This is a genomic window from Pseudomonas ovata (assembly GCF_003131185.1).
Taxonomy (GTDB): Bacteria; Pseudomonadota; Gammaproteobacteria; order Pseudomonadales; family Pseudomonadaceae; genus Aquipseudomonas; species Aquipseudomonas ovata.
In genome coordinates this window covers 328,078-347,922 of sequence record NZ_QFFU01000001.1, presented here as the reverse complement: position 1 = coordinate 347,922, position 19,845 = coordinate 328,078, and the positions used below count along the sequence as shown (strand labels likewise).

Here is a 19,845-nt window from a genome sequence, read left to right as displayed (position 1 = left end):
GAAGGATAGATTTTCAGCGATTGAATTGCCACGCAAAAACCATAGGCGAGAATTGATAAAATATTAATTCCTTATTAATCAATTAGTTGAAAATTTATTGGCATTGAAAAACAAACCTGGCACGTCGGCTGCAATATCTCTCGTAACAACAGGACAACAGAGTGAGATGCCACGATGGCCAACGTCAAACTGTTCAACAGTCACCCGGCAACCTTGCCAGCCAGCGATACGCACAATGCGGCCAAGGCCCCGGCCTATGCCTACAGCGCCCGGCACCAGCTGGCACAACTGACCGTGACCGGCTGCCTGAACCAGACGTTCTACGCCGCTCCCGAAGCGCAGCTCGACAGCGTGCTGCAACGGGTGGGCGAGCTGGACAGCCGCTACGTGGCCAAGGCCGCTCTGTATGCCCGTCGCAAAGGCCATATGAAAGACATGCCCGCCTTGTTGCTGGCTGCCCTGGTGGCGCAGCGCTCGGCCCTGGTGCCAGCCCTGTTCGGTGAGGTCATCGACAGCGGCAAGATGTTGCGTACCTTCGTGCAGATTCTGCGCAGCGGCGTGACCGGGCGCAAATCGCTCGGTTCGCAGCCCAAGCGCCTGGTGCAACAGTGGTTGAACAACGCCACCGAGTACCAATTGTTACAGGCCTCGGTGGGCAACCAGCCATCGCTGGCCGATGTGCTGAAGATGGTGCATCCCAAGCCTGCTGAAACCTGGCGCGAAGCGTTTTTCGCCTGGGTGATCGGCAAGCCGGTGGATGTCCAGGCCTTGCCTGAACTGACCCGCGCGCTGTTGGCGTTTCGCAGCGGTGCCTCTACAGAAGTACCCGGCGTACCCTTCCAGTTGCTGGGCAACGAAACCCTGAGCGCCGAGCAATGGGCGCACCTGGCCGGCACGATGGGCTGGCAGGCCCTGCGTATGAACCTCAACACCCTGGCGCGTCACGGCGCGTTTGAGGTGCCCGGTTGTGCCGAGCGTGTGGCGGCCCGCCTGGCGGATCCGGCGGCAGTGGCCAAGGCACGGGTGTACCCGTACCAGTTGCTGGCGGCGTACCGCATGACCGGCGACGATGTTCCGGCCAGCGTGCGCAATGCCTTGCAGGATGCACTGGAATTGTCCCTGGGCAACGTGCCGGTATTGCCGGGCAACGTGGTGGTCTGTCCGGATGTGTCGGGGTCGATGCACACCCCGGTCACCGGTTACCGGCAGGGGGCGAGCACGGCGGTGCGCTGCATCGATGTGGCGGCCCTGGTGGCGGCGGCGGTGTTGCGCAAGCAGCCCAATGCCCGGGTGATGCCGTTCGAGGTCGATGTGGTGGACGTGCAGCTCAATGCCCGCGACAGCGTGATGAGCAATGCGCAGAAACTGGCCGCCATCGGCGGTGGCGGCACCAACTGCTCGGCACCGCTGGCGCGGCTGGCCAATGCCGGCTGCAAGGTCGACACCCTGATCCTGGTCTCGGACAACGAGTCGTGGATCGATGCACGGCGCCACGGCGCCACCGAGACGATGCGCCAATGGGAGCGCATCAAGAAGATTAACCCGCAGGCACGGCTGGTGTGCATCGATATGCAGCCTGGCGCGACCACCCAGGCGGCAGACCGCGAGGACATCCTCAACGTCGGGGGCTTCAGTGATGCGGTGTTCGATGTGATTGAGCAGTTCATCAGCGGTCGCTACGGCGCCCGGCAGTGGGTACAGGCCATCGAGGCCATGGAGTTTTGAATGACGGGCATCCATTGGGTGCCCTGCGAAAAGTGTTTTTCACCGGCGCTGAATGCCGACGGGACTACATCCAAGACGTCTCGTCAGACCCTTGTCAGCGCCAGTGAACGGTGCGAATGCCGATGGCTGTACATCTTAATGTGCTTATCAGTCATCTCTGTTGTCGCACCACCCTGTTTGAGTTCGCTTTGCGAGCGATGTTTTCACCGGCGCTGAATGCCGACGGGACTACATTCCAAGACGTCTCGTCAGCCCCTTGTCAGCGCCAGTGAACGGTGCGAATGCCGGTGGCTGTACATCTAATGTACTTAATCAGCCACCTCTGTTGTCGCACCACCTTTTTGAATTTGCCCGGCGAATGCCGGTGGAACTACAGGATGCTGGGGTCGCGGGTTCAAGTCCCGCCAGCCGTAAGGCTGTAGCTCAGTCGGTAGAGCGCAGCAAATGTTTCACCTCGATTTGTCGCCCAAGGGCCCGGAACACAGGCCGCACGATCGGCCAGAAGGAATGATCATGAAAGAGCAGGAAACCAAGAGCACCTGGCAGTTGCTGGAAGTGGCCAACGGCAAGCCCATCAAGCTGTGGACCGAAGGCGTGCCGGTCGAAAACGAAGCCCGCAAGCAGTTGATGAACACCGCGAAGATGCCGTTCATCTTCAAGCATCTGGCCGTGATGCCCGATGTGCACCTGGGCAAGGGGTCGACCATCGGCAGCGTGATTCCCACGGTGGGCGCCATCATCCCGGCTGCGGTCGGGGTCGATATCGGTTGCGGCATGATTGCCGCCCGTACCTCGCTGACCGCCAGTGACCTGCCGGACAACCTGGCCGGGCTGCGCAGCGCCATCGAAAAGGCCGTGCCGCATGGCCGTACCGTGACCCGTGGTGGCCGCGACAAAGGCTCATGGCAGGACGTCCCGCAGCAGGCCGATAACGCCTGGGGCGCGCTGGCTCCACGTTTCAAGGCCATCACTGACAAGTACCCGAAGCTGAGCAAGACCAACAACCGCCAGCACCTGGGTACCCTGGGTGGCGGCAACCACTTCGTCGAGGTCTGCCTGGACGAAGCCAACCGGGTCTGGTTCATGCTGCACAGCGGTTCGCGCGGGGTCGGCAATGCCATCGGCAACCTGTTCATTCATATGGCCCAGGACGATATGCGTCAGCACATCGCGAATCTGCCGGACCGGGACCTGGCGTACTTCGAAGAAGGCAGCGAGCACTTCGATGACTATGTCGAAGCGGTCGGCTGGGCCCAGGATTTTGCCCGGCAGAACCGTGAGCTGATGATGCAGGCGGTGATCAAGGCCACCCGTCAGGTCATCACCAAGCCGTTCGAGGTCGCGCTGGAGGCAGTGAACTGCCACCACAACTATGTGCAGAAAGAGCGGCATTTTGGTGAAGACGTGCTGATCACCCGCAAAGGCGCGGTGTCGGCCAAGAAGGGCGAGTTGGGCATCATTCCCGGCTCCATGGGCGCCAAGAGCTTTATCGTGCGCGGGCTGGGTAACGAAGAGGCGTTCAGTTCGTGCAGCCACGGTGCCGGACGGACCATGAGCCGTACCCAGGCCAAGAAGCAGTTCACCGTCGAGGACCAGATTCGCGCCACCGCCCATGTGGAGTGCCGCAAGGACGCCGATGTGATCGACGAAATCCCGATGGCCTACAAGGACATCGATCAGGTCATGCATGCCCAGCGCGAACTGGTGGAAGTGCTGCACACCCTGCGTCAGGTGGTGTGCGTGAAAGGCTGAACAGACAGGAGAAGGACCATGGACCGCACAGAGGTTCATCCACTGAGCAGCGCCATGCGCGAGCGGGTGCTGCAGGCGTTGCAACGCATAGAGCGCGAGCACAACGTCACGGTGCTGTATGCCTGCGAGTCGGGCAGCCGCGCCTGGGGTTTTGCCTCGACCGACAGCGACTACGACGTGCGTTTTGTCTATGTCGAGAAACCCGACTGGTTCGTGCAGGTCGACACGCCGCGTGACGTGATCGAGCGACCGCTGGACGACGAGCTGGATGTCAGCGGCTGGGAGCTGCGCAAGACCCTGGGGTTGCTGCGCAAGTCCAACCCGACGCTACTGGAGTGGCTGGATTCGCCCCTGGTGTACCGCCATGAAGCGGCCGCCACGGCCGGGCTGCGTGCCCTGGCCGAGACGTTCTACAGCCCGCCGGCAGCGCGCAACCATTACCTGTCGATGGCGCGCAAGAATTTTCGCGGTTACCTGCAAGGCGACACGGTGCGGTTCAAGAAGTACTTCTATGTGCTGCGTCCCTTGCTGGCGGTGCGCTGGATCGACCAGGACCGGGGCCGTCCGCCGATGACCTTCGAGGCCTTGCTGGGCACGCTGGACGACCCGCTGTTGCTGGCGGAAATCGACGAGCTGCTGGCGCTCAAGCGCAATGCCGACGAAGCCAGCTACGGCCCGCGTCGCCCGCGACTGCATGCGTTCATCAACGCCGAGTTGCAACGCGAGGTCCCGGCGCTGCCACGCACACGCCAGGACAGCGGGCTGCTGGACATGTACCTGCGCGACACCGTGGCGCGGTATGCCTGAACGGCTGACACCGGACTGATGCACTTATCGGCAAACCTATTCGATTCCAAGGAACACCATGAAAAAGGACGTTATTGAACTGGACGGCAGCATCGGTGGCGGGCAGGTGCTGCGCAGTGCCTTGAGCCTGTCGATGATCACCGGCCAGCCGCTGCGCATCGACAACATCCGCGCCCGGCGCGTCCGGCCCGGCCTGTTGCGCCAGCACCTGACTGCCGTACTGGCCGCCGCCGAAGTGTGCGGCGCCACGGTCGAGGGCGCGCAGATGCATTCGCAGCAGCTGTATTTCGAGCCTGGCGCCATTCGCGGCGGCGACTACCGCTTCAGCATCGGTACCGCCGGCAGTTGCAGCCTGGTATTGCAGACCCTGTTGCCAGCCTTGCTGCATGCCCCGCAAGCGAGTCGCGTGCACATCAGCGGTGGCACGCACAACCCGCTGGCACCGCCGGCCGATTTCCTGCAGCGCGGGTTCTTGCCGCTGATGCAGCGCATGGGCGCCAGGATCGAGCTGCAACTGCTGCGTCATGGCTTTGTCCCGGCCGGCGGTGGCGAGCTGCTGGCCTTTGTCCAGCCCTCGACCTTGCAACCCTTGCACCTGTGCGAGCGCGGTGCGCTGTTGAGCCGGCGTGCCACGGCAGTCATCGCCGGTGTGCCGGGGCATGTGGCCGAGCGTGAGTTGAGCCGTCTCGCCAAACGCTTGAACCTGGCCCCTGAAGCGTTGCACTGGCAGGTCCTCGACCCTGAGCATGGCCCCGGCAACGTGCTGATGCTTGAAGTGGTCTGCGAACACCTGAGCGAGCTGTTTTTCGCCTTCGGCCAGTCCGGGCTGCGCGCCGAGAAAGTGGCCGATTACCTGGTCGATGCCGCCCGGCCGTGGCTGGGCAGCGAGGCGGCGGTGGCCGAGCACCTGGCCGACCAGCTGTTGTTGCCCATGGCCCTGGCCGGCGCCGGCAGCTTTACCACCACGCACGTCAGTGAGCACCTGCGCAGCAACATCAGCGTGATCGAACGCTTCTTGCCGGTGTTGATCGATTGCCAGCAGCAAGGTGAAAACCTGTGCAAGGTCGAGATTGAGGCCTGTTGAGGTGCGGCGTGACGACGCATTGTGAATAAAAAATATTCACAAATGACATTCAATCCTATCTAATGTCGCCGCGCCTTGACGCTGCCGACAGTCCTGAGATGCACAGGGACCGCTTCTGGTACGGGCACGTCCAGCCACACCCGTCCTGTCTCTGCTCATCAAGGAATCGTCATGCGGCCTCTTTCCCGCCCTTTCTTCATCGCTGTCCGGGGTACGGCCCTGGGCTTGCTGGTCACCAGCCCGGCCGTGCTGGCCGACACCACCGGCACGCCTGCCGGCAGCGCCGTGCAATTGCCGGACATCAATGTCGAATCCAGCCGCGAGCAGACCCCGGTCACGGCGCCGTTCACCGGCTACAAGGCCGAGCGGGCGCAGAGTGCGACCAAGACCAACACGGCCATCAATGAAACCCCGCAATCGATCACGGTGATCGGCAGCGAACAACTGCGTGACCAGAACGTCCAGTCGCTGGCCGAAAGCCTGCGCTATACCGCCGGTGTCAATGCCGGCCAGCGCGGCCGGCGCGGGCTGGATGACTTCATCGTGCGCGGTTTCGTGCAGAGCGCCTACAAGTTCGTCGATGGCATGCGCATGGACTCGGACATGTGGATCCAGAGCGATCCGTTTGCCTTCGAGCGCATTGAAGTGCTCAAGGGGCCGGCGTCGATCCTCTATGGCCAGATCGCCCCGGGCGGGGTCATCAACCAGGTCAGCAAGCGGCCCACCGATGAGCCCTTGGCCGAGGTCGGCCTGGGCCTGGGCAACTATGGCCAGCGCAAGTACACCGCCGACCTGTCCGACCGCCTCAATGCCGACGGCAGCCTGCGTTACCGGCTGGTGGCGCTGTATTCCGAAAGCGATGACATCGTCGATTACGTCGACCGCGACCGTACCTATCTCGCGCCTTCGCTGACCTGGGACATCAGTGACGACACAAGCCTGACCCTGCTGGCCAGCTATCAGAAAAGTCACTATGTGCCCATTCGGGGCCTGCCGGCCGAAGGCACGGTGCTGGGCAACCCCAACGGCAGCATTGCCCGCGACCGTTTTGTCGGCGTGCCGGGTATCGACCGCTACACCACCGAGCAGCAGATGCTGGGCTACGAGCTGGAGCACCGCTTCGCGCCCAACGTCACTTTCCGCCAGAAGCTGCGCTACAACGAATACGACCTGGACGGTGCCTTCTCCAGCCCGACCTCGCTGGCCGCCAACAAGCGCAGCTACAACCGCCAGGTGCAATGGCGTGACGTGCAGGGCGAAGTGTTCACCATGGATAACCAGTTGAACGTGCAGTTCGACACCGGCCCCTTCGGCCACGATGTGCTGGTGGGCCTGGACTGGTTCGACTTCCACACCGACGACACCCGCCACACTTCGACCCTGGCAGCCATCGACCTGTACAACCCGTCCTACAGCGTGGTGCCGGGGCCCAAGACCTTCCAGGCCACTACCAGCGGCACTGAAGACATGCTGCAGCGCGGCCTGTACCTGCAAGACCAGATCACGTTCGGTGATGGCTGGAACCTGTTGCTGGGCCTGCGCCACGACGACTCCGAACTCAAGTCGCATCGTGGCAGTACGCGCACGACCACCAACGAGAACGCCACCACCGGCCGCGTCGGCCTGCTGTACGCCTTCGACAACGGCTGGTCGCCGTACATCAGCTACAGCGAGTCGTTCGTGCCGGTCACCGGCAGCGACATCAGCGGCAAGGCCTTCGAGCCGGAAACCGGCGAGCAGACCGAAATCGGCCTGAAGTACGAGTCGCCCGGCAAGGCGCTGGACGTGACCTTTGCGCTGTACGACCTCAAGCGCCAGAACGTCACCACCACCGACCCGAGCAACAGCGGCTTCAGCGTGCAGGTCGGCGAGCAGCGTCACCAGGGCGCGGAAATCGAACTGCATGGCCGGCTGACCGAGCAACTCGACCTGGTGGCCACCTACAGCTACATCGACGCCGAAGTCACCAAGAGCAATGACGGCTTCCAGGGCAACCGGCCGATCCAGGTGCCCGAGCACATGGCCAATGCCTGGCTGCGCTATGACCTGTCCAGCCTGCTGCCGGGCCTGGGTATGGGCGCCGGAGTGCGCTATATCGGCGAACAGGCGGGCGATCAGGCCAACACCTTCGACTCGCCCGACTACACGCTCTACGACATGATGGTCGACTACAAGACCGGCCCGTGGCGCTTTGCGGTCAACGGCAGCAACCTGACCAACAAGGACTACATCGCCAGCTGCGCCAGCACCTCGGCCTGCTTCCCCGGGGATCCACGGATGCTGATGTTCAGCGCCAACTATAAATTCAAATAAACTCAGCACACCTGCAGGCACAGACAAGGCTGCGCCTGCCCACTGACAAGGACGCGACAATGCAGAAGGGATTTCTGAACATGGGCCGGGTGATCCCGGTGTGGCTGTTTTTCGGCGTGTGGCTGACCGCACTGGGTTATCCGGGCTACAGCCATGTCGACCAGGCGATGAGCCAGCTTGGCGCCGTTGGTGCGCCCACCCACGGTTATTCGGCCTGGGTCAATAACGTGCCGCTCGGCATCCTGTTCATCCTGTTTGCTTGTGGCGCCAGCCTGCACTTTCGCACCTCGCGCCTGGCGTTGTTGAGCGCCGCCCTGATCGGTGTGCATGGCCTGGCCAGTTTCGCCACCGGCTACTTTGCCTGCGATGCCGGTTGCGCCCCGGCGCAGCCGTCAGCCTCCCAGAACCTGCATAACCTGGCCGGGCTGGTGATGTTCCTGTCGCTGACCCTGGCGAGCGCTCTGTGGGTCTGGCTGGGCAAGCGCTTGCTGGGATCGACCGGCTTTACCGTCTGGTCGGCGCTGTGCACGGTGCTGGCGCTGGTCACGGTGGCGCTGATGGGGCAGGCACTGGAAGCCGGGCAGGGCTTCGGCCTGTACCAGCGGCTCAACTATGGTGTTTCAGTGCTTTGGGTGGCGACCCTGGCGCAGCTATCCTTGCGGGCATGAACACACACGATTGGGTCCTGCACGGCGAGTCACCCTCGCGCATCGAGCGTATCGAGGCGTATTTCAGTGGCCACGGCTACACGCCGCACCGGCACGACACTTACGCCATCGGCCGCACCCTGGCCGGCGTGCAGAGCTTTCAGTACCAGAAGGTGCTGCGCCACAGCCTGCCGGGCGGCACGCTGGTGCTGCACCCCGATGAGCTGCACGATGGCATGGCTGGCACCGAGGCGGGCTTTCGTTATCGCATGGTCTACGTCGAGCCGGTGCTGGTCCAGCAGGTGCTTGGTGGGCGGCCGTTGCCATTCATCAAGGGCGCATTGAGCGCGGACACACGTCTGTACCAGGCCTGCGAGGTGTTCATGCAGGCCATGGACTGCCCGCTGGAAGTGTTGCAGGAGCAGGACGCGCTGTTTGACCTGGCGCAGGCGCTGCAGGCCGTGGCCGGCAAGCCCAGGACGCGGCGGTGCTTCGATTATCGCGCCGCCGAGCGTGCCCGCGACTACATCGACAGCCGGCAGGGCGCCGGGGTGACCCTTGATGAGCTGGAGCGGGTCAGCGGTCGCGAGCGCTGGAGCCTGTCGCGCGATTTTCGGGTGCTGTACGGCACCAGCCCTTATCGCTACGTGATCTTGCGCCGCCTGGACCTGTGCCGTCGCCTGCTGCGCTCGGGCTTTGCCCTAGTCGATGCAGCACTGGCCGCAGGTTTCTTCGATCAGAGCCACATGACCCGACACTTCATCGCCTGCCATGGTGTGTCCCCGGCGCGCTGGTTGCGCATGCAGGCACGCTGAAGCTGCACGATCGTACAAGAACGGCCACGGCGGGCCCGCTAGGCTGGCGATACTTCATTCATCAGGAGTTTCGCTGTGAGCCAATCGATCAACCTCATGCACAAACTGTCGCTGTTCAACGACCAGTGGTCGCCCCGGGTCATCGCCGAAATGAACGACTACCAGTTCAAGGTGGTGCGTATCCAGGGCGATTTCATCTGGCATGCGCATGCTGAAACCGACGAAGCCTTTCTGGTGCTCGACGGCACGTTGCGCATCGATTTTCGCGACGGCCACGTGCTGTTGAATCCCGGCGAACTGTATGTGGTGCCCAAGGGCGTGGAACACAAGCCGTACGCCGGGCACGAGGTGCAGATGATGCTGATCGAGCCCCGTGGCGTGCTCAATACCGGCGAGCAGGGCGGCGAGCGCACAGCCATAAACGATCTGTGGATCTAATGCCGATCAGTTAAACCTGTGGGAGGCGGCTTGCCGGCGATGGCTATGTGATAGACGCAGCAGGTGTATGGGCTTTGCCGGCCTCATCGTCGGATCGCCGCCCGCAGCAGAGTGCCCTTCCACCTGTTAGGCATTCGACGAATTCCGCCTGACTGATCGGCATTAATCTGTGGAACTGAGCCAGCCTGGCCTCAGCGCGCCGCCAGCGGCCCGAGCAATTGCGCCAACGCCTCAGGCCGGGGGGCGCCTTGCTGTTGTTGCAGGCGGCCCTGGTCGTCCAGGTAGAAGATCGCCGGAGTGGCCTGGGTGCCCAGTTCCTTCATCAACCCGGTGTGTTCGGCCAGTTGTTTCTGGATGCTCTCCGGGATGGTCGCCAGCGGCTTGAGGGTGCTGGCCTTGCCGGCCGACTCATGGGCGTGCAGCGCCGCCTTTGGGTCCCTGGCACTGAGCAGGGCGGCGGACTTGCCGCTGCTGTCGGCGCGGATCAGGCCGACCATGACATGGCGCAATTGCACTTTGCCTGCGTCGACCCAGGGCCGGGCCTGGTTCCAGAACAGGTTGCAGTAGGGGCAGTTGGGGTCGCTGAACACATACAGGATGCGCGGCGCCTTGGGGTCGCCGTCGGCGATCCAGGTGGTGGCTTGCAAGCGTGACCACATCTGCTGGGCAAGCGGTTCGTACACCAGCCGGTCCAGCGGAGCCTGGCTCAGGTCCTGGCCCTTGGCATCGAACAGGCTGCCGGCCAGCACATGCTCGCCGTCCGGGGTCAGGTACAGGGCCACGCCCTGACCTTGATAGCGGGCGGCATAGCCCTTGAGCCCGCCCGGTGCGTCGAAGCTGCCGACCACGGTGGCGCCACGGGCTTCTAGCGCAGCAAGGGCGGCGGGGTGTTCGCTGGCGTGCAGGCTGGCGAGCGGCAACAGGCCGGCCAGCAGCCAGGTAAATGGCTGGGTGGATTTCATCGCAGATTTCCTTACTTATTGATTCAAGGCTTAAAGGCTTCAAGGGTCTGGGCCAGGCTGGCGCTGGACAGTTCGCCCAAATGACTGGCGACCCGCCGCCCCTGGGCGTCATAGAACAACGTGGTCGGCAGGGCAGTGGAGCCGACCGTGCGGCCGAACTGGCTGTCGGCATCGAACAGCACATTGCGCAGGGCTAGGTTCTGGCTGCGCAGAAAGCGTGTGACCGTGTCGGGTGTCTCGCCCTGGTTGACGAACACAAACTCGATGTCGGGATGGTCGGCCTGGGCGTCCATGAGCACCGGCATTTCGCGTCGGCACGGTGGGCACCAGGTGGCCCAGAGGTTGACCACGCGGGGTTTGCCCGCCGTGGCCTGCCAGTCGACCGGCTGGCCGTATTGATCGTGGAGGGTGACGGCCGGTAATGCGCTGTCGCGTTCCAGGCCCTGCCAGACCAGATTGGCCGCGCCCCAGCCCAGGACGCCGACCGCCAGCGCCGCGCCCAGGGGCTTGCGCAACGGCTGGGTGCGCCATGTCAGCCAGCCGCCCACGGCCAATGCCACGCCGACACCCGGCCAGGCGCTGAAGCCGCCATCGCGAATATCGATGATGCGCCACAGCGCACCCTGGTAATGCTCGAAATAGCGGGCCACGAACACCAGCCGGGCCACCAGCAGCGCGATGATCAGCAGCCAGAACAACTGGCGCTCGGGGTTGCAGCCCTGGCGCCGGCCGAGCCACCCGCCGGTCAGGGTGGCCGCCATCAGGCTGGCCAGCACCAGGGCATGGTGCATGCCCAGGGCAAAGGGGCCCAGGTTCAACGTCAGCATCAACCGCGCTCCCGCAAGGTAATCCAGTGATCGACAAAGGTCTTGGCGTCCACCTCGCCAATGATCCGCGCCTCACGCCGCTCCTGGCCGTCCGGGCCGATCCACAGCAGGGTCGGCGGGCCGGGGACGTCGAAGCGCTGCAGCAGCGCCCGGCTCGCCTCATCGTTACGCGTGACGTCGGGCTTGAGGATACGCACCCCGGCCAGGCTGGACTGGACCTCCGGCCTGGCGAAGACCTGTTTGTCCATGACCTTGCAGCTCACGCACCAGTCAGCGTAGTAGTCGACCAGCACCCATTGGCGTGCGTCTCTTGCCTGTGCCAGTGCCGCTTCCAGGGCTTGCACCGAGTCGAGCTTGCGCGCCGGGTCGATGTCGACGGTGGCCACCGGCGCGCGCGAGGTGTAGACCGCCAGCGGTTGCCACGGATCACTCGCACCCCCGGCGGCGCCCACCAGCAGCAGGCCACCCCACAACCCGACCAGCCACGCCGCACCCCGGTACAGCGGCTGCCGGGTCGGCAACTGGCCGGCCAAATGCAGCAAGGTAGCGCCCAGCATCAGTAACAGCACGCCCCACAGGCCCAGCCACAGCCAGTCGGCCAGCAGCACGCGGACCATCAACAGGGCGGCGATCAGGAACATGAAACCGAACAGGTTCTTGAGCCGGTCCATCCAGGCCCCGGGCTTGGGCAGAAAGCGATTGCCGACCGTCACCAGCAGCAGCAGCGGCACGCCCATGCCCAGGCCGAGCGCAAACAGCACCAGGGCGCCGTGCAGCGCATTGCCGCTCTGGGCGATGAACAGCAGCGCGGCGGCCAGCGGGGCGGTCATGCACGGACCGATCAACAAACCCGACAGCACACCAAGCGTCGCCGCCCCGAACAGGCTGCCACCGCGCTGGCGGCGGCTGGCGCTGTCGAGCCGATGACGGATAAAGGCCGGCAGTTGCAGCTCGAACACCCCGAACATCGGCAACGCCAGCAGCACGAACAATGCGGCAAAGCTGCCCAGCAACCACGGCTGTTGCAAGGCCGCCTGCAGGTTGGCCCCCAGCAGGGCAGCCAGCACGCCGAGACCGGCATACACCATCGCCATGCTCAGCACATAAGTGCCGGCCAGCAGCACACCGCGCCGGGCCGACACGCCTTTGCCGACCACGATGCCGGCCAGGATCGGCAGCATCGGCAGCGAGCAGGGCGTGAAGGCCAGCAGCAGGCCGAAGCCGAAAAACATCACCAGGCTCCAGGCCAGTGCACGCTCCTGAAGCTGACCGGACAGCGCCTGGTCCGGGGCTTGCGCCGTGGCCGGCGGCGACTCGTCCGGCGCCGCGCCGTCCAGCACCAGGTCGCGGCTTTGCGGCGGGTAGCACAGGCCGGCGTCGGCACAGCCTTGCCAGCTCACCTTGACGTGCTGGCCGGCCCCGGCACCCAGTGTGAGGGTCAGGCTGTGGCGATAGATCTCGGTGTCGCCGAAATATTCGTCGCGGTGCGCCTCGCCGTCCGGCAGCTCAGGCATCGCACCGGGTGCCAGTCCGGTCAGGTGCAGGCGGTGCTTGTAAAGGTAGTAGCCTGGGGCAATCTTCCAGTGCAACTGCGTGGTGCCGTTTTCCAGCGGCAGCACGCTCAGGTCGAAGGCCTGCTCGGCGGCCAGGAAACGGTTGTCCAGGCTGCGTGTGAACAGCCCGCTGCTGGCCGTGGCCAGGCCGGACATGAGCAACAGGATGAGGAAAATGAGGGGGCGCATGAGGCTCCTTGCAAGACGCTTGAGTGACCAGTGCCGCGCAGCTTGCCGTGCCGTGATTAACGGTCGGTTAACGTTCGGAAAAGGTTGGGATAATGCCGCCTTAACCGAACCCCCGGATGATGAGCGTTTTTGCGCAGGAGCTTTGCATGCACGTTTTGCTGGTCGAGGACGATGCCCTGATTGCCAGTGGCATCGTCGCCGGGCTGAATGCCCGGCGCCTGACAGTCGATCATGTGGCCAGCGCCAGTGCGGCCGAGGCCATGCTGCGAACCGGCCACTTCGAGGTGCTGGTCCTCGACCTGGGCCTGCCCGATGAAGACGGTGTCAGCCTGTTACGGCGCCTGCGCCAGCAGGGCATGGCACTGCCGGTGCTGGTCCTGACCGCCCGCGATGCCGTCACCGACCGGGTCATCGGCCTGCAGGCCGGCGCTGACGATTACCTGCTCAAGCCCTTCGACCTGCGTGAGCTGACCGCCCGGCTGCACACTCTGGTCAGGCGTTCGGCCGGGCGCTGTGTCAACACGGTCGAGCACGGGCGCCTGAGCTATGACCCGAGCCGCTGCCAGGCCTGGCTCGACGGCACCGAGGTGGAGCTGTCACGCCGGGAGCTGGGGTTGTTGCAAGTGCTGTTGAACAACCCGGAGCGGGTGCTGAGCAGCGATCAGCTCAAGGATGCGATCTACGGCTTTGGCGAGGATGTCGAGAGCAATGCCCTGAGCGTGCACATTCATCATTTGCGCCGCAAACTGGGCAACGGCATCGTCGAGACGGTGCGCGGGCTGGGTTATCGCCTGGGTACTGCCGGTCATGAGCCATGCGCCTCATGAGCCTGCGCCTGCGCCTGACCCTGATGCTCGGCTCGGCCTTCGTGCTGCTCTGGTTGCTGGCCGCCGCCTGGATGCTGCACGACCTGCGCACGCAGATGATGCGCTCGCTGGACGAACGCCTGGCCGCCTCGGCGCACATGGTGGCCGGCTTGCTGGCGCAGTTGCCGCAACCGTTGAGCCCGGACGGCACGCGGCGCAGCATCAGCGCCGAACAACTGGGCATCGCCAATGGCCTGGTGTGCCAGGTCAGCTCGCTGCGCGGCGAAGTGCTGGCGCGCAGCCCGTCGGCGCCGGGGCAGGCGCTGCAGGCCGAGGACGGCGGCTTTCAGCAACAGATGATCGAGGGCGTGGCCTGGCGCAGTTTCACCCTGGCGCAGGGCGAACTGCGCATCACCACCGCCGACCGGCTGGATGAGCGCGATGCCCTCAGCCATTCGGTGTTGTTGGCGGCCGCATTGCCAGTGGCCGTGGCCTTGCTGGGCAGCCTGGGGTTGCTCTGGCTGTGCCTGGGCCGCGGGCTGGCGCCCTTGCGGCAGATTCGCCAGGCGCTGCAGCAACGCAGCCCCGACTCGCTGCAACCCTTGCAACTGGACGCCTTGCCGACGGAATTGCAGCCATTGGTACATACCCAGAACCAGCTGTTCCAGCGCATTGCCCAGGCCATCGAGCGTGAACGACGCTTCACCGGTGACGCCGCCCATGAACTTCGCAGTCCGCTGACGGCCATCAAGACCCACCTGCAGGTTGCCCGTTTGATCCATGGCGAAAGCGACTCTTCGCTGGCCAATGCCGAGGCTGGCGCCGATCGCCTGCAGCGCACGCTGGAACAATTGCTGTTGCTGGCGCGGGTCGAGGGTCGCCAGGCGTTCGACGATGGCCTGCACTGCTCGGCGCGCGAGATCGCGCACCTGGCCATGGTCGACCTTGACGCCGCCCAGCGCCCGCGCATCGACCTGCACCTGGCCGCCGGACTGACCGACGCGCCCGTGACGGTGCCGGTGACCCTGCTGGTCTCGGCCCTGCGCAACCTGCTGGAAAATGCCCTGCGCCATACGCCCGCCGGCAGCCCGGTACAACTGAGCATCAGCGCCTCGATCGACGGCCTGCACCTGAGCGTGCGTGATCATGGTCCGGGCATCCCCGACGAACATTTGCCTTGCATGACCCGGCGTTTCTGGCGCAGCGCCGGCAGCCAGGGCAGCGGCCTGGGCCTGTCGATCGTGCAGGCGATTGCCGAACGGTGCGGCGGTCGACTGCAATGGATCAATCATGCCGACGGGCTTGAGGTCACGCTGTGGGTGCCTTGAAGGCCCGAGCGGCGCTGCACCGGATCAGAACAACGGCAAGGTATAGCCGACGATCACCCGGTTTTCGTCGATGTCGCTGGTCAAGCCACCGCTTGAGCGAAAGGTGGCGTTGCGCAGGCGGACATTCAACCCCTTGAGCGTGCCGTTCTGGAAGGTGTAGACCAGGTCGGTGTCGCGCTCCCATTCCTTGCCACCGCTGACCCGTGCGGTCTCGATGTGCTTACCGTTCACGTAGCGGCTCATGAAGCTCAGGCCGGGAATGCCCAGGGCGGCGAAGTCATAGTCGTAGCGGGCTTGCCAGGCATCGGTCCCGGCCTTGGTGAACACGTTGACCGTGACCAGGTTGACCGAATACGGGTCCAGCCCCGGATAGGCGAAGTCGCCGTCGCCGGACAGGTTCTGGTACCCGGCGCCGAACTTGTGTGCCCCCAGGCCCAGGGTGAGCATGCCGTTGAAAAAACGGTTGTCGATGCGCCCGCCGTCGACCCGGGCGCTGCTGCGATAGCGGTGCTCGCCGTCTTCGCCGGTGTCGAAAAAGCGCAGGTCGGTCTTGAGGCTGACGCCTTCAGCCAGCGCCGTGGTGTGGGTGAGCCCGGCGAAATGCTGGCGGTAGAGGTTGTCCATCTGCGCGTAGTAGTAGCTCAGGGTCAGGTTCGGGTTCAGCGCGTAGCTGCCGCCGAACAGGTCCAGATGAGCGCTTTGCACACCGCCATAGTTCATCTCGTCGTTGCTCGACGAGTCGCGCAGGTTGATCTTTTCCAGGCGCCCGGCGTTCAGGGTCAGGCCGTCGATTTCCCGGCTGGTCAGCAGGCCGCCCGAATAGGTCGAGGACAACAGGCGCACATCATTGTAGGCCGCCACCGGCAGCGACGGTTGCAGGGTGCCCAGCTTGAGTACGCTCTTGGACAGCCTGATCTTGGCGGTCAGGCCCAGCTCGCTGTAGTCATCCACCGGCTCCAGGCTGCTGGCGCCATAGGGCAACAGGCCGGTGCCACGGCGGTCGCGGCTGGAATCGAGCTTGATGCCCAACTGACCGATGGCGTCGAGGCCAAACCCTACCGTGCCCTCGGTAAAGCCCGACTCCAGGCGGGCGGTGAACCCCTGCGCCCATTCCTCGGCCTTGGCCTGGGCGGCCCCGCTTTGGCGAAAGTCGCGGCTCAGGTACATGTTGCGCGCTTCAAGGCTGGCCTTGCTGTCGGCAAAAAAGTCGGCCTGAGCGGCGCCGCTGAAGCTGCAAGCGCTGCCCAGCAGGCAGGCGAGTGCCGGCAGGGGGTGTCGATTCCTGATCATTGTTTTTATCTCCAGGACATGGGTGATGAACCGCCACGGCTGAAATCCCCATGCCGTGGCGGCGCTTATCAAGCCATATGGTTAATCTGTTAACAATAGTTTTTCTGACCGCTAAGAAAAGAAAACGATGATCAAATAGCGTCAAAAAATGATTCAATTGTTTGTTTTTATTGATTTTATTTTATTTTCTATAGGGCTTTTGAAGATTTTTTGGTCAGCCCCTACTTTCGTGGATATTGACAATTTTCTATAAAAACTTAATTTATTAATGTATTGCGCTTCCTGCCGCCACTGCACCTGCATGGCTACAAAAACAAAAACGGAGCTACCTGCATGACATCCATCAAGATTGCCGCCCTGTGCCTGGTCATGGCGGGCGCTGCATCGGCACACGCCGCCGAGACCGTCACCCTCAAGGTGGCCCACTTCCTGCCTTCGACCTCCAATGCCCAGGCCAACATCATCGAGCCGTGGTGCGAGCAACTGCGCCAGGAGTCGGCCGGGCGCATCCAGTGCCAGCTGTATCCTTCGATGCAACTGGGCGGTACGCCGGCCAAGCTGGCCGACATGGCGCGCAATGGCGTGGCCGACATCGTCTGGACCGCGCCGGCCTACTCGCCGGGCAAGTTTCCCCGGGTCGAAGCGCTGGAGCTGCCGTTCGTGCTGCCGTACGGCGGCAAGGCCGGCAATGACATCATCTGGCAGTTCTACGAGCAGTACGCCAAAGAGGACTTCAAGGGCTACAAGGTGCTGGTGGTGCACGGCGATGGCGGCATGAACCTGCACACCCGGGGCAAGGCGGTGCACACCCTGGCCGACCTGAAAGGCCTGAAGCTGCGTGCCTCCAGCCGCACCGCCGCCAAGACGGTCGAAAGCCTGGGCGCCACGCCGGTCAGCATGCCGCCGGCGCAGATGACCGAGGCCATCTCCAAGGGCGTGGTCGACGGCGCACTGGCGGCCTGGGAAGTGGTGCCGGCGACCAAGCTCGATGAGGTGACCCAGTATCACAGCGTCACCCCGGCCGGGCAGCCGGCGCTGGGCTACACCGTGCTGGCCATGCTCATGAACCAGAAAAAATTCGACAGCCTGCCGGCCGACCTGCAGGCGATCATCGAACGCAACAGCGGCAAGGTGTTGTCCGAGCGCTTCGCCACCGCCTGGGACAAGGCCACCGATGCCGCCCATGACGCCACCCCGGCCCAGGGCCTGGTGAATATCGAGGCGGGTGCCTACGAAGACATGCACAAGGCGTCGGCCAGCGCGGTCGAGCAGTGGATCAGCGAAGCCGATGCCAAGGGCCTGGAGGGCAAGGTGCTGGTGCAGCAGGTGCGCAGCCTGTCCGGCGTGGCGCAGTAACCGCCATGCAGGAATCCTTGAGTGTCGAATTGGTCGTCGAGCCCCATCACGGTCGGGCGCGCCGGTTGCTGGGCCAGGTGACCCAGGCGTTTGCCCTGGGAGGCGGCCTGTTGTTGATGGCGCTGATCGGCATGTCGCTGGTGTCGATCATCGGCCGCAAGCTGTTCTCCATGCCGGTGCGTGGCGACATGGAGCTGGTCGAGGTCGGCGCCTCGATCGCGATTGCCGCCTTTCTGCCGCTGTGCGAGCTGCGTGGCACGCACATCAAGGTCGATGCGCTGACCTCGTGGCTGCCTGCCGCAGTGCGCGCCAGCCTCGACGGTGTGGCGCACCTGCTGTGCTGCGCGGTGGCGTGGCTGCTGGCCTGGCGCACCGGGCTGCAAATGCTCGACAACCATGAAAATGGCGACACCACGACGCTGTTGTCATTTCCACTGTGGGTGGCGCTGCTGTTTATCGTCCCCAGCCTGGTGCTGCTGGGCATCTGCGCGCTGGCGCGGGTTCACGATGTCTGGTGCAAGGCAAGGGGGCGTTCATGAGCGGTCTGGGATTGGGGCTGGTGGCGCTGGGCATCACCATGCTGCTGTTGCTGTTGCGCGTGCACATCGGCATCACCATGCTGATCGGCGGTGCGGCGTGTTTCTGGGCGGTCAATGACGGCGACCTGTCGAGCCTGATGTTCACCCTCAACGACCTGGCGTACTCGCGGCTGTCCAACTACGACCTGGCGGTGATCCCGCTGTTCGTGATGATGGGCCAGTTCGCCACGCATGGCGGCCTGTCGCGCTCGATCTTTCGCTGCGCCGCCGCGTTCATCGGGCACTGGAAGGGCGGCATGGGCCTGTCGGCGATTGGCGCCTGTGCAGGGTTCGGTGCGATCTGCGGTTCGTCGCTTGCCACCGCCGCGACCATGAGCCATGTGGCCTTGCCCGAGCTGCGCCGGCATAACTACTCCGGGCGCCTGGCCACCGCCACGGTGGCGGCGGGCGGGACGCTGGGCATCCTGATTCCACCGTCGGTGCCGCTGATTATCTATGCAGTGCTGACCCAGGAGTCCATCGCCAAGCTGTTCATGGCCGCCATCGTGCCGGGGGTGATTGCGATCATCGGCTACATGCTGGTGCTGCGCATCATGGTCGGCCGCGATGGCAGTCAGACGACCCTGTCGCCCAAGGCGTCGGCGGCCGAACGATTCAAGGCGCTGATCAATGTCTCGCCGGTGATCGGCGTTTTCCTGGTGGTCATCGTCGGGATTTATGGCGGCTGGGCCAACCCTACGGAGGCGGCGTCCATTGGCGCGGCGGCCTGCGCAATTCTGGCCATCTGGCAAGGCGGCATGCGCTGGATCGGCATTCGCGCCAGCCTGTTGGGCACGGCGGAAACCTCGGCGATGATCTTTCTGGTGCTGCTGGGCGCCGACCTGCTCAACTCCGGACTGGCCCTGACCCAGATGCCCGGCGAACTGGCGGCCTGGGTCATCGCCAGCGGCCTGGCCCCGATGCTGGTGCTGATCATCATCCTGGGGCTGTACCTGGTCCTGGGCTGCGTGATGGATTCGCTGGCGATGATCCTGCTGACCATCCCGATTTTCTACCCGATGATCATGGGCCTGGATTTCTTTGGCCTGAGCGAGTCGGACAAGTCGATCTGGTTCGGCATCCTGGCTCTGATGGTGGTGGAAATCGGCCTGATCCATCCGCCCCTGGGCATGAACCTGTTCATCGTCCAGCGCACCGCCGGTGACGTGCCCTACGGCGAGACGGCCAAGGGCATCGTGCCGTTCCTGTGCTCGGACCTGCTGCGCATCGTATTGCTGGTGGCCTTTCCGGGACTGTGCCTGTGGTTGCTGACAGTGTAATGCCGCTATCTCCCCCCGTAGGAGCGCGCTCTGCCGGAATGCCGGACCACCGCGACCGGCTGCGTTAGCAGTCGTAAAATTGTGGCGTTTCGCAG

General features: G+C 64.2%; 17 protein-coding genes. 13 read left to right on the top strand and 4 right to left on the bottom strand.

Features of this window, described 5'->3' with window-relative positions:
• The first annotated feature begins 174 nt into the window (after nt 1-174).
• From DGA31_RS01565 to DGA31_RS01530, 8 genes are all read left to right on the top strand, one after another.
• Complete coding sequence (locus DGA31_RS01565; protein WP_109511321.1) at nt 175-1,725, top strand: TROVE domain-containing protein; 1,551 nt, start codon at nt 175-177, stop codon at nt 1,723-1,725.
• 513 nt (nt 1,726-2,238) lie between these two features.
• Complete coding sequence (locus tag DGA31_RS01560) at nt 2,239-3,477, top strand: RtcB family protein (protein ID WP_109511320.1); 1,239 nt, start codon at nt 2,239-2,241, stop codon at nt 3,475-3,477.
• 18 nt (nt 3,478-3,495) lie between these two features.
• The gene (locus tag DGA31_RS01555; protein ID WP_109511319.1) at nt 3,496-4,284 is read left to right on the top strand and encodes a nucleotidyltransferase domain-containing protein; all 789 of its coding nucleotides are present in this window, start codon (nt 3,496-3,498) and stop codon (nt 4,282-4,284) included.
• A gap of 58 nt (nt 4,285-4,342) precedes the next feature.
• Nucleotides 4,343-5,368: an RNA 3'-terminal phosphate cyclase gene (rtcA, locus tag DGA31_RS01550; protein ID WP_109511318.1), complete on the top strand. Its 1,026-nt coding sequence runs from the start codon at nt 4,343-4,345 to the stop codon at nt 5,366-5,368.
• Nucleotides 5,369-5,539: 171 nt separating this feature from the next.
• Nucleotides 5,540-7,681 carry a TonB-dependent siderophore receptor gene (locus DGA31_RS01545; RefSeq protein WP_109511317.1) on the top strand — a complete coding sequence of 714 codons (2,142 nt, stop codon included), beginning with the start codon at nt 5,540-5,542 and terminating at the stop codon, nt 7,679-7,681.
• Nucleotides 7,682-7,740: 59 nt separating this feature from the next.
• Nucleotides 7,741-8,349, top strand: a complete 609-nt coding sequence (locus DGA31_RS01540) for a DUF998 domain-containing protein (protein WP_109511316.1) — start codon at nt 7,741-7,743, stop codon at nt 8,347-8,349.
• On the top strand, nt 8,346-9,143 hold the full coding sequence (locus DGA31_RS01535) for an AraC family transcriptional regulator (protein WP_109511315.1): 798 nt from the start codon (nt 8,346-8,348) through the stop codon (nt 9,141-9,143). Before DGA31_RS01540 ends, DGA31_RS01535 begins: the two co-directional genes overlap by 4 nt.
• Nucleotides 9,144-9,239: 96 nt before the next feature.
• Nucleotides 9,240-9,581 carry a cupin domain-containing protein gene (locus DGA31_RS01530; protein WP_056835320.1) on the top strand — a complete coding sequence of 114 codons (342 nt, stop codon included), beginning with the start codon at nt 9,240-9,242 and terminating at the stop codon, nt 9,579-9,581.
• Nucleotides 9,582-9,772: 191 nt separating this feature from the next.
• Here the strand turns inward: DGA31_RS01530 and dsbG are convergent, their stop codons facing one another.
• The 3 genes from dsbG to dsbD are packed head-to-tail and all read right to left on the bottom strand — an operon-like array spanning nt 9,773 to nt 13,112.
• A complete protein-coding gene (dsbG, locus tag DGA31_RS01525) occupies nt 9,773-10,543 on the bottom strand; it encodes a thiol:disulfide interchange protein DsbG (protein WP_109511314.1) in 771 nt (256 codons plus the stop codon).
• A 23-nt stretch (nt 10,544-10,566) separates the two neighbouring features.
• The gene (locus DGA31_RS01520) at nt 10,567-11,370 is read right to left on the bottom strand and encodes a TlpA disulfide reductase family protein (protein ID WP_109511313.1); all 804 of its coding nucleotides are present in this window, start codon (nt 11,368-11,370) and stop codon (nt 10,567-10,569) included.
• Nucleotides 11,370-13,112: a protein-disulfide reductase DsbD gene (gene dsbD, locus DGA31_RS01515; protein ID WP_109511312.1), complete on the bottom strand. Its 1,743-nt coding sequence runs from the start codon at nt 13,110-13,112 to the stop codon at nt 11,370-11,372. The genes DGA31_RS01520 and dsbD overlap by 1 nt, the downstream gene beginning before the upstream one ends.
• Before the next feature lie 146 nt (nt 13,113-13,258).
• On the opposite strand from dsbD, the gene DGA31_RS01510 reads away from it, so the two are divergent.
• On the top strand, nt 13,259-13,939 hold the full coding sequence (locus DGA31_RS01510) for a response regulator (protein WP_109511311.1): 681 nt from the start codon (nt 13,259-13,261) through the stop codon (nt 13,937-13,939).
• Nucleotides 13,936-15,246 (top strand): ATP-binding protein, encoded by a 1,311-nt coding sequence (locus tag DGA31_RS01505; protein WP_109511310.1) that lies wholly within the window; start codon nt 13,936-13,938, stop codon nt 15,244-15,246. Before DGA31_RS01510 ends, DGA31_RS01505 begins: the two co-directional genes overlap by 4 nt.
• A gap of 24 nt (nt 15,247-15,270) precedes the next feature.
• Here the strand turns inward: DGA31_RS01505 and DGA31_RS01500 are convergent, their stop codons facing one another.
• Nucleotides 15,271-16,536: an OprD family porin gene (locus DGA31_RS01500; RefSeq protein WP_109511309.1), complete on the bottom strand. Its 1,266-nt coding sequence runs from the start codon at nt 16,534-16,536 to the stop codon at nt 15,271-15,273.
• A gap of 333 nt (nt 16,537-16,869) precedes the next feature.
• Between DGA31_RS01500 and DGA31_RS01495 the strand changes: the two genes are divergently transcribed.
• Genes DGA31_RS01495 through DGA31_RS01485 form a run of 3 tightly spaced genes read left to right on the top strand, consistent with a single transcriptional unit; the run spans nt 16,870 to nt 19,750 of the window.
• Nucleotides 16,870-17,892 carry a TRAP transporter substrate-binding protein gene (locus DGA31_RS01495; RefSeq protein WP_056835322.1) on the top strand — a complete coding sequence of 341 codons (1,023 nt, stop codon included), beginning with the start codon at nt 16,870-16,872 and terminating at the stop codon, nt 17,890-17,892.
• 17 nt (nt 17,893-17,909) lie between these two features.
• Nucleotides 17,910-18,431, top strand: coding sequence for a TRAP transporter small permease (locus tag DGA31_RS01490; RefSeq protein WP_241509507.1), 522 nt, complete (start codon nt 17,910-17,912; stop codon nt 18,429-18,431).
• A complete protein-coding gene (locus DGA31_RS01485; protein WP_109511307.1) occupies nt 18,428-19,750 on the top strand; it encodes a TRAP transporter large permease in 1,323 nt (440 codons plus the stop codon). The genes DGA31_RS01490 and DGA31_RS01485 overlap by 4 nt, the downstream gene beginning before the upstream one ends.
• Nucleotides 19,751-19,845: the final 95 nt, after the last annotated feature.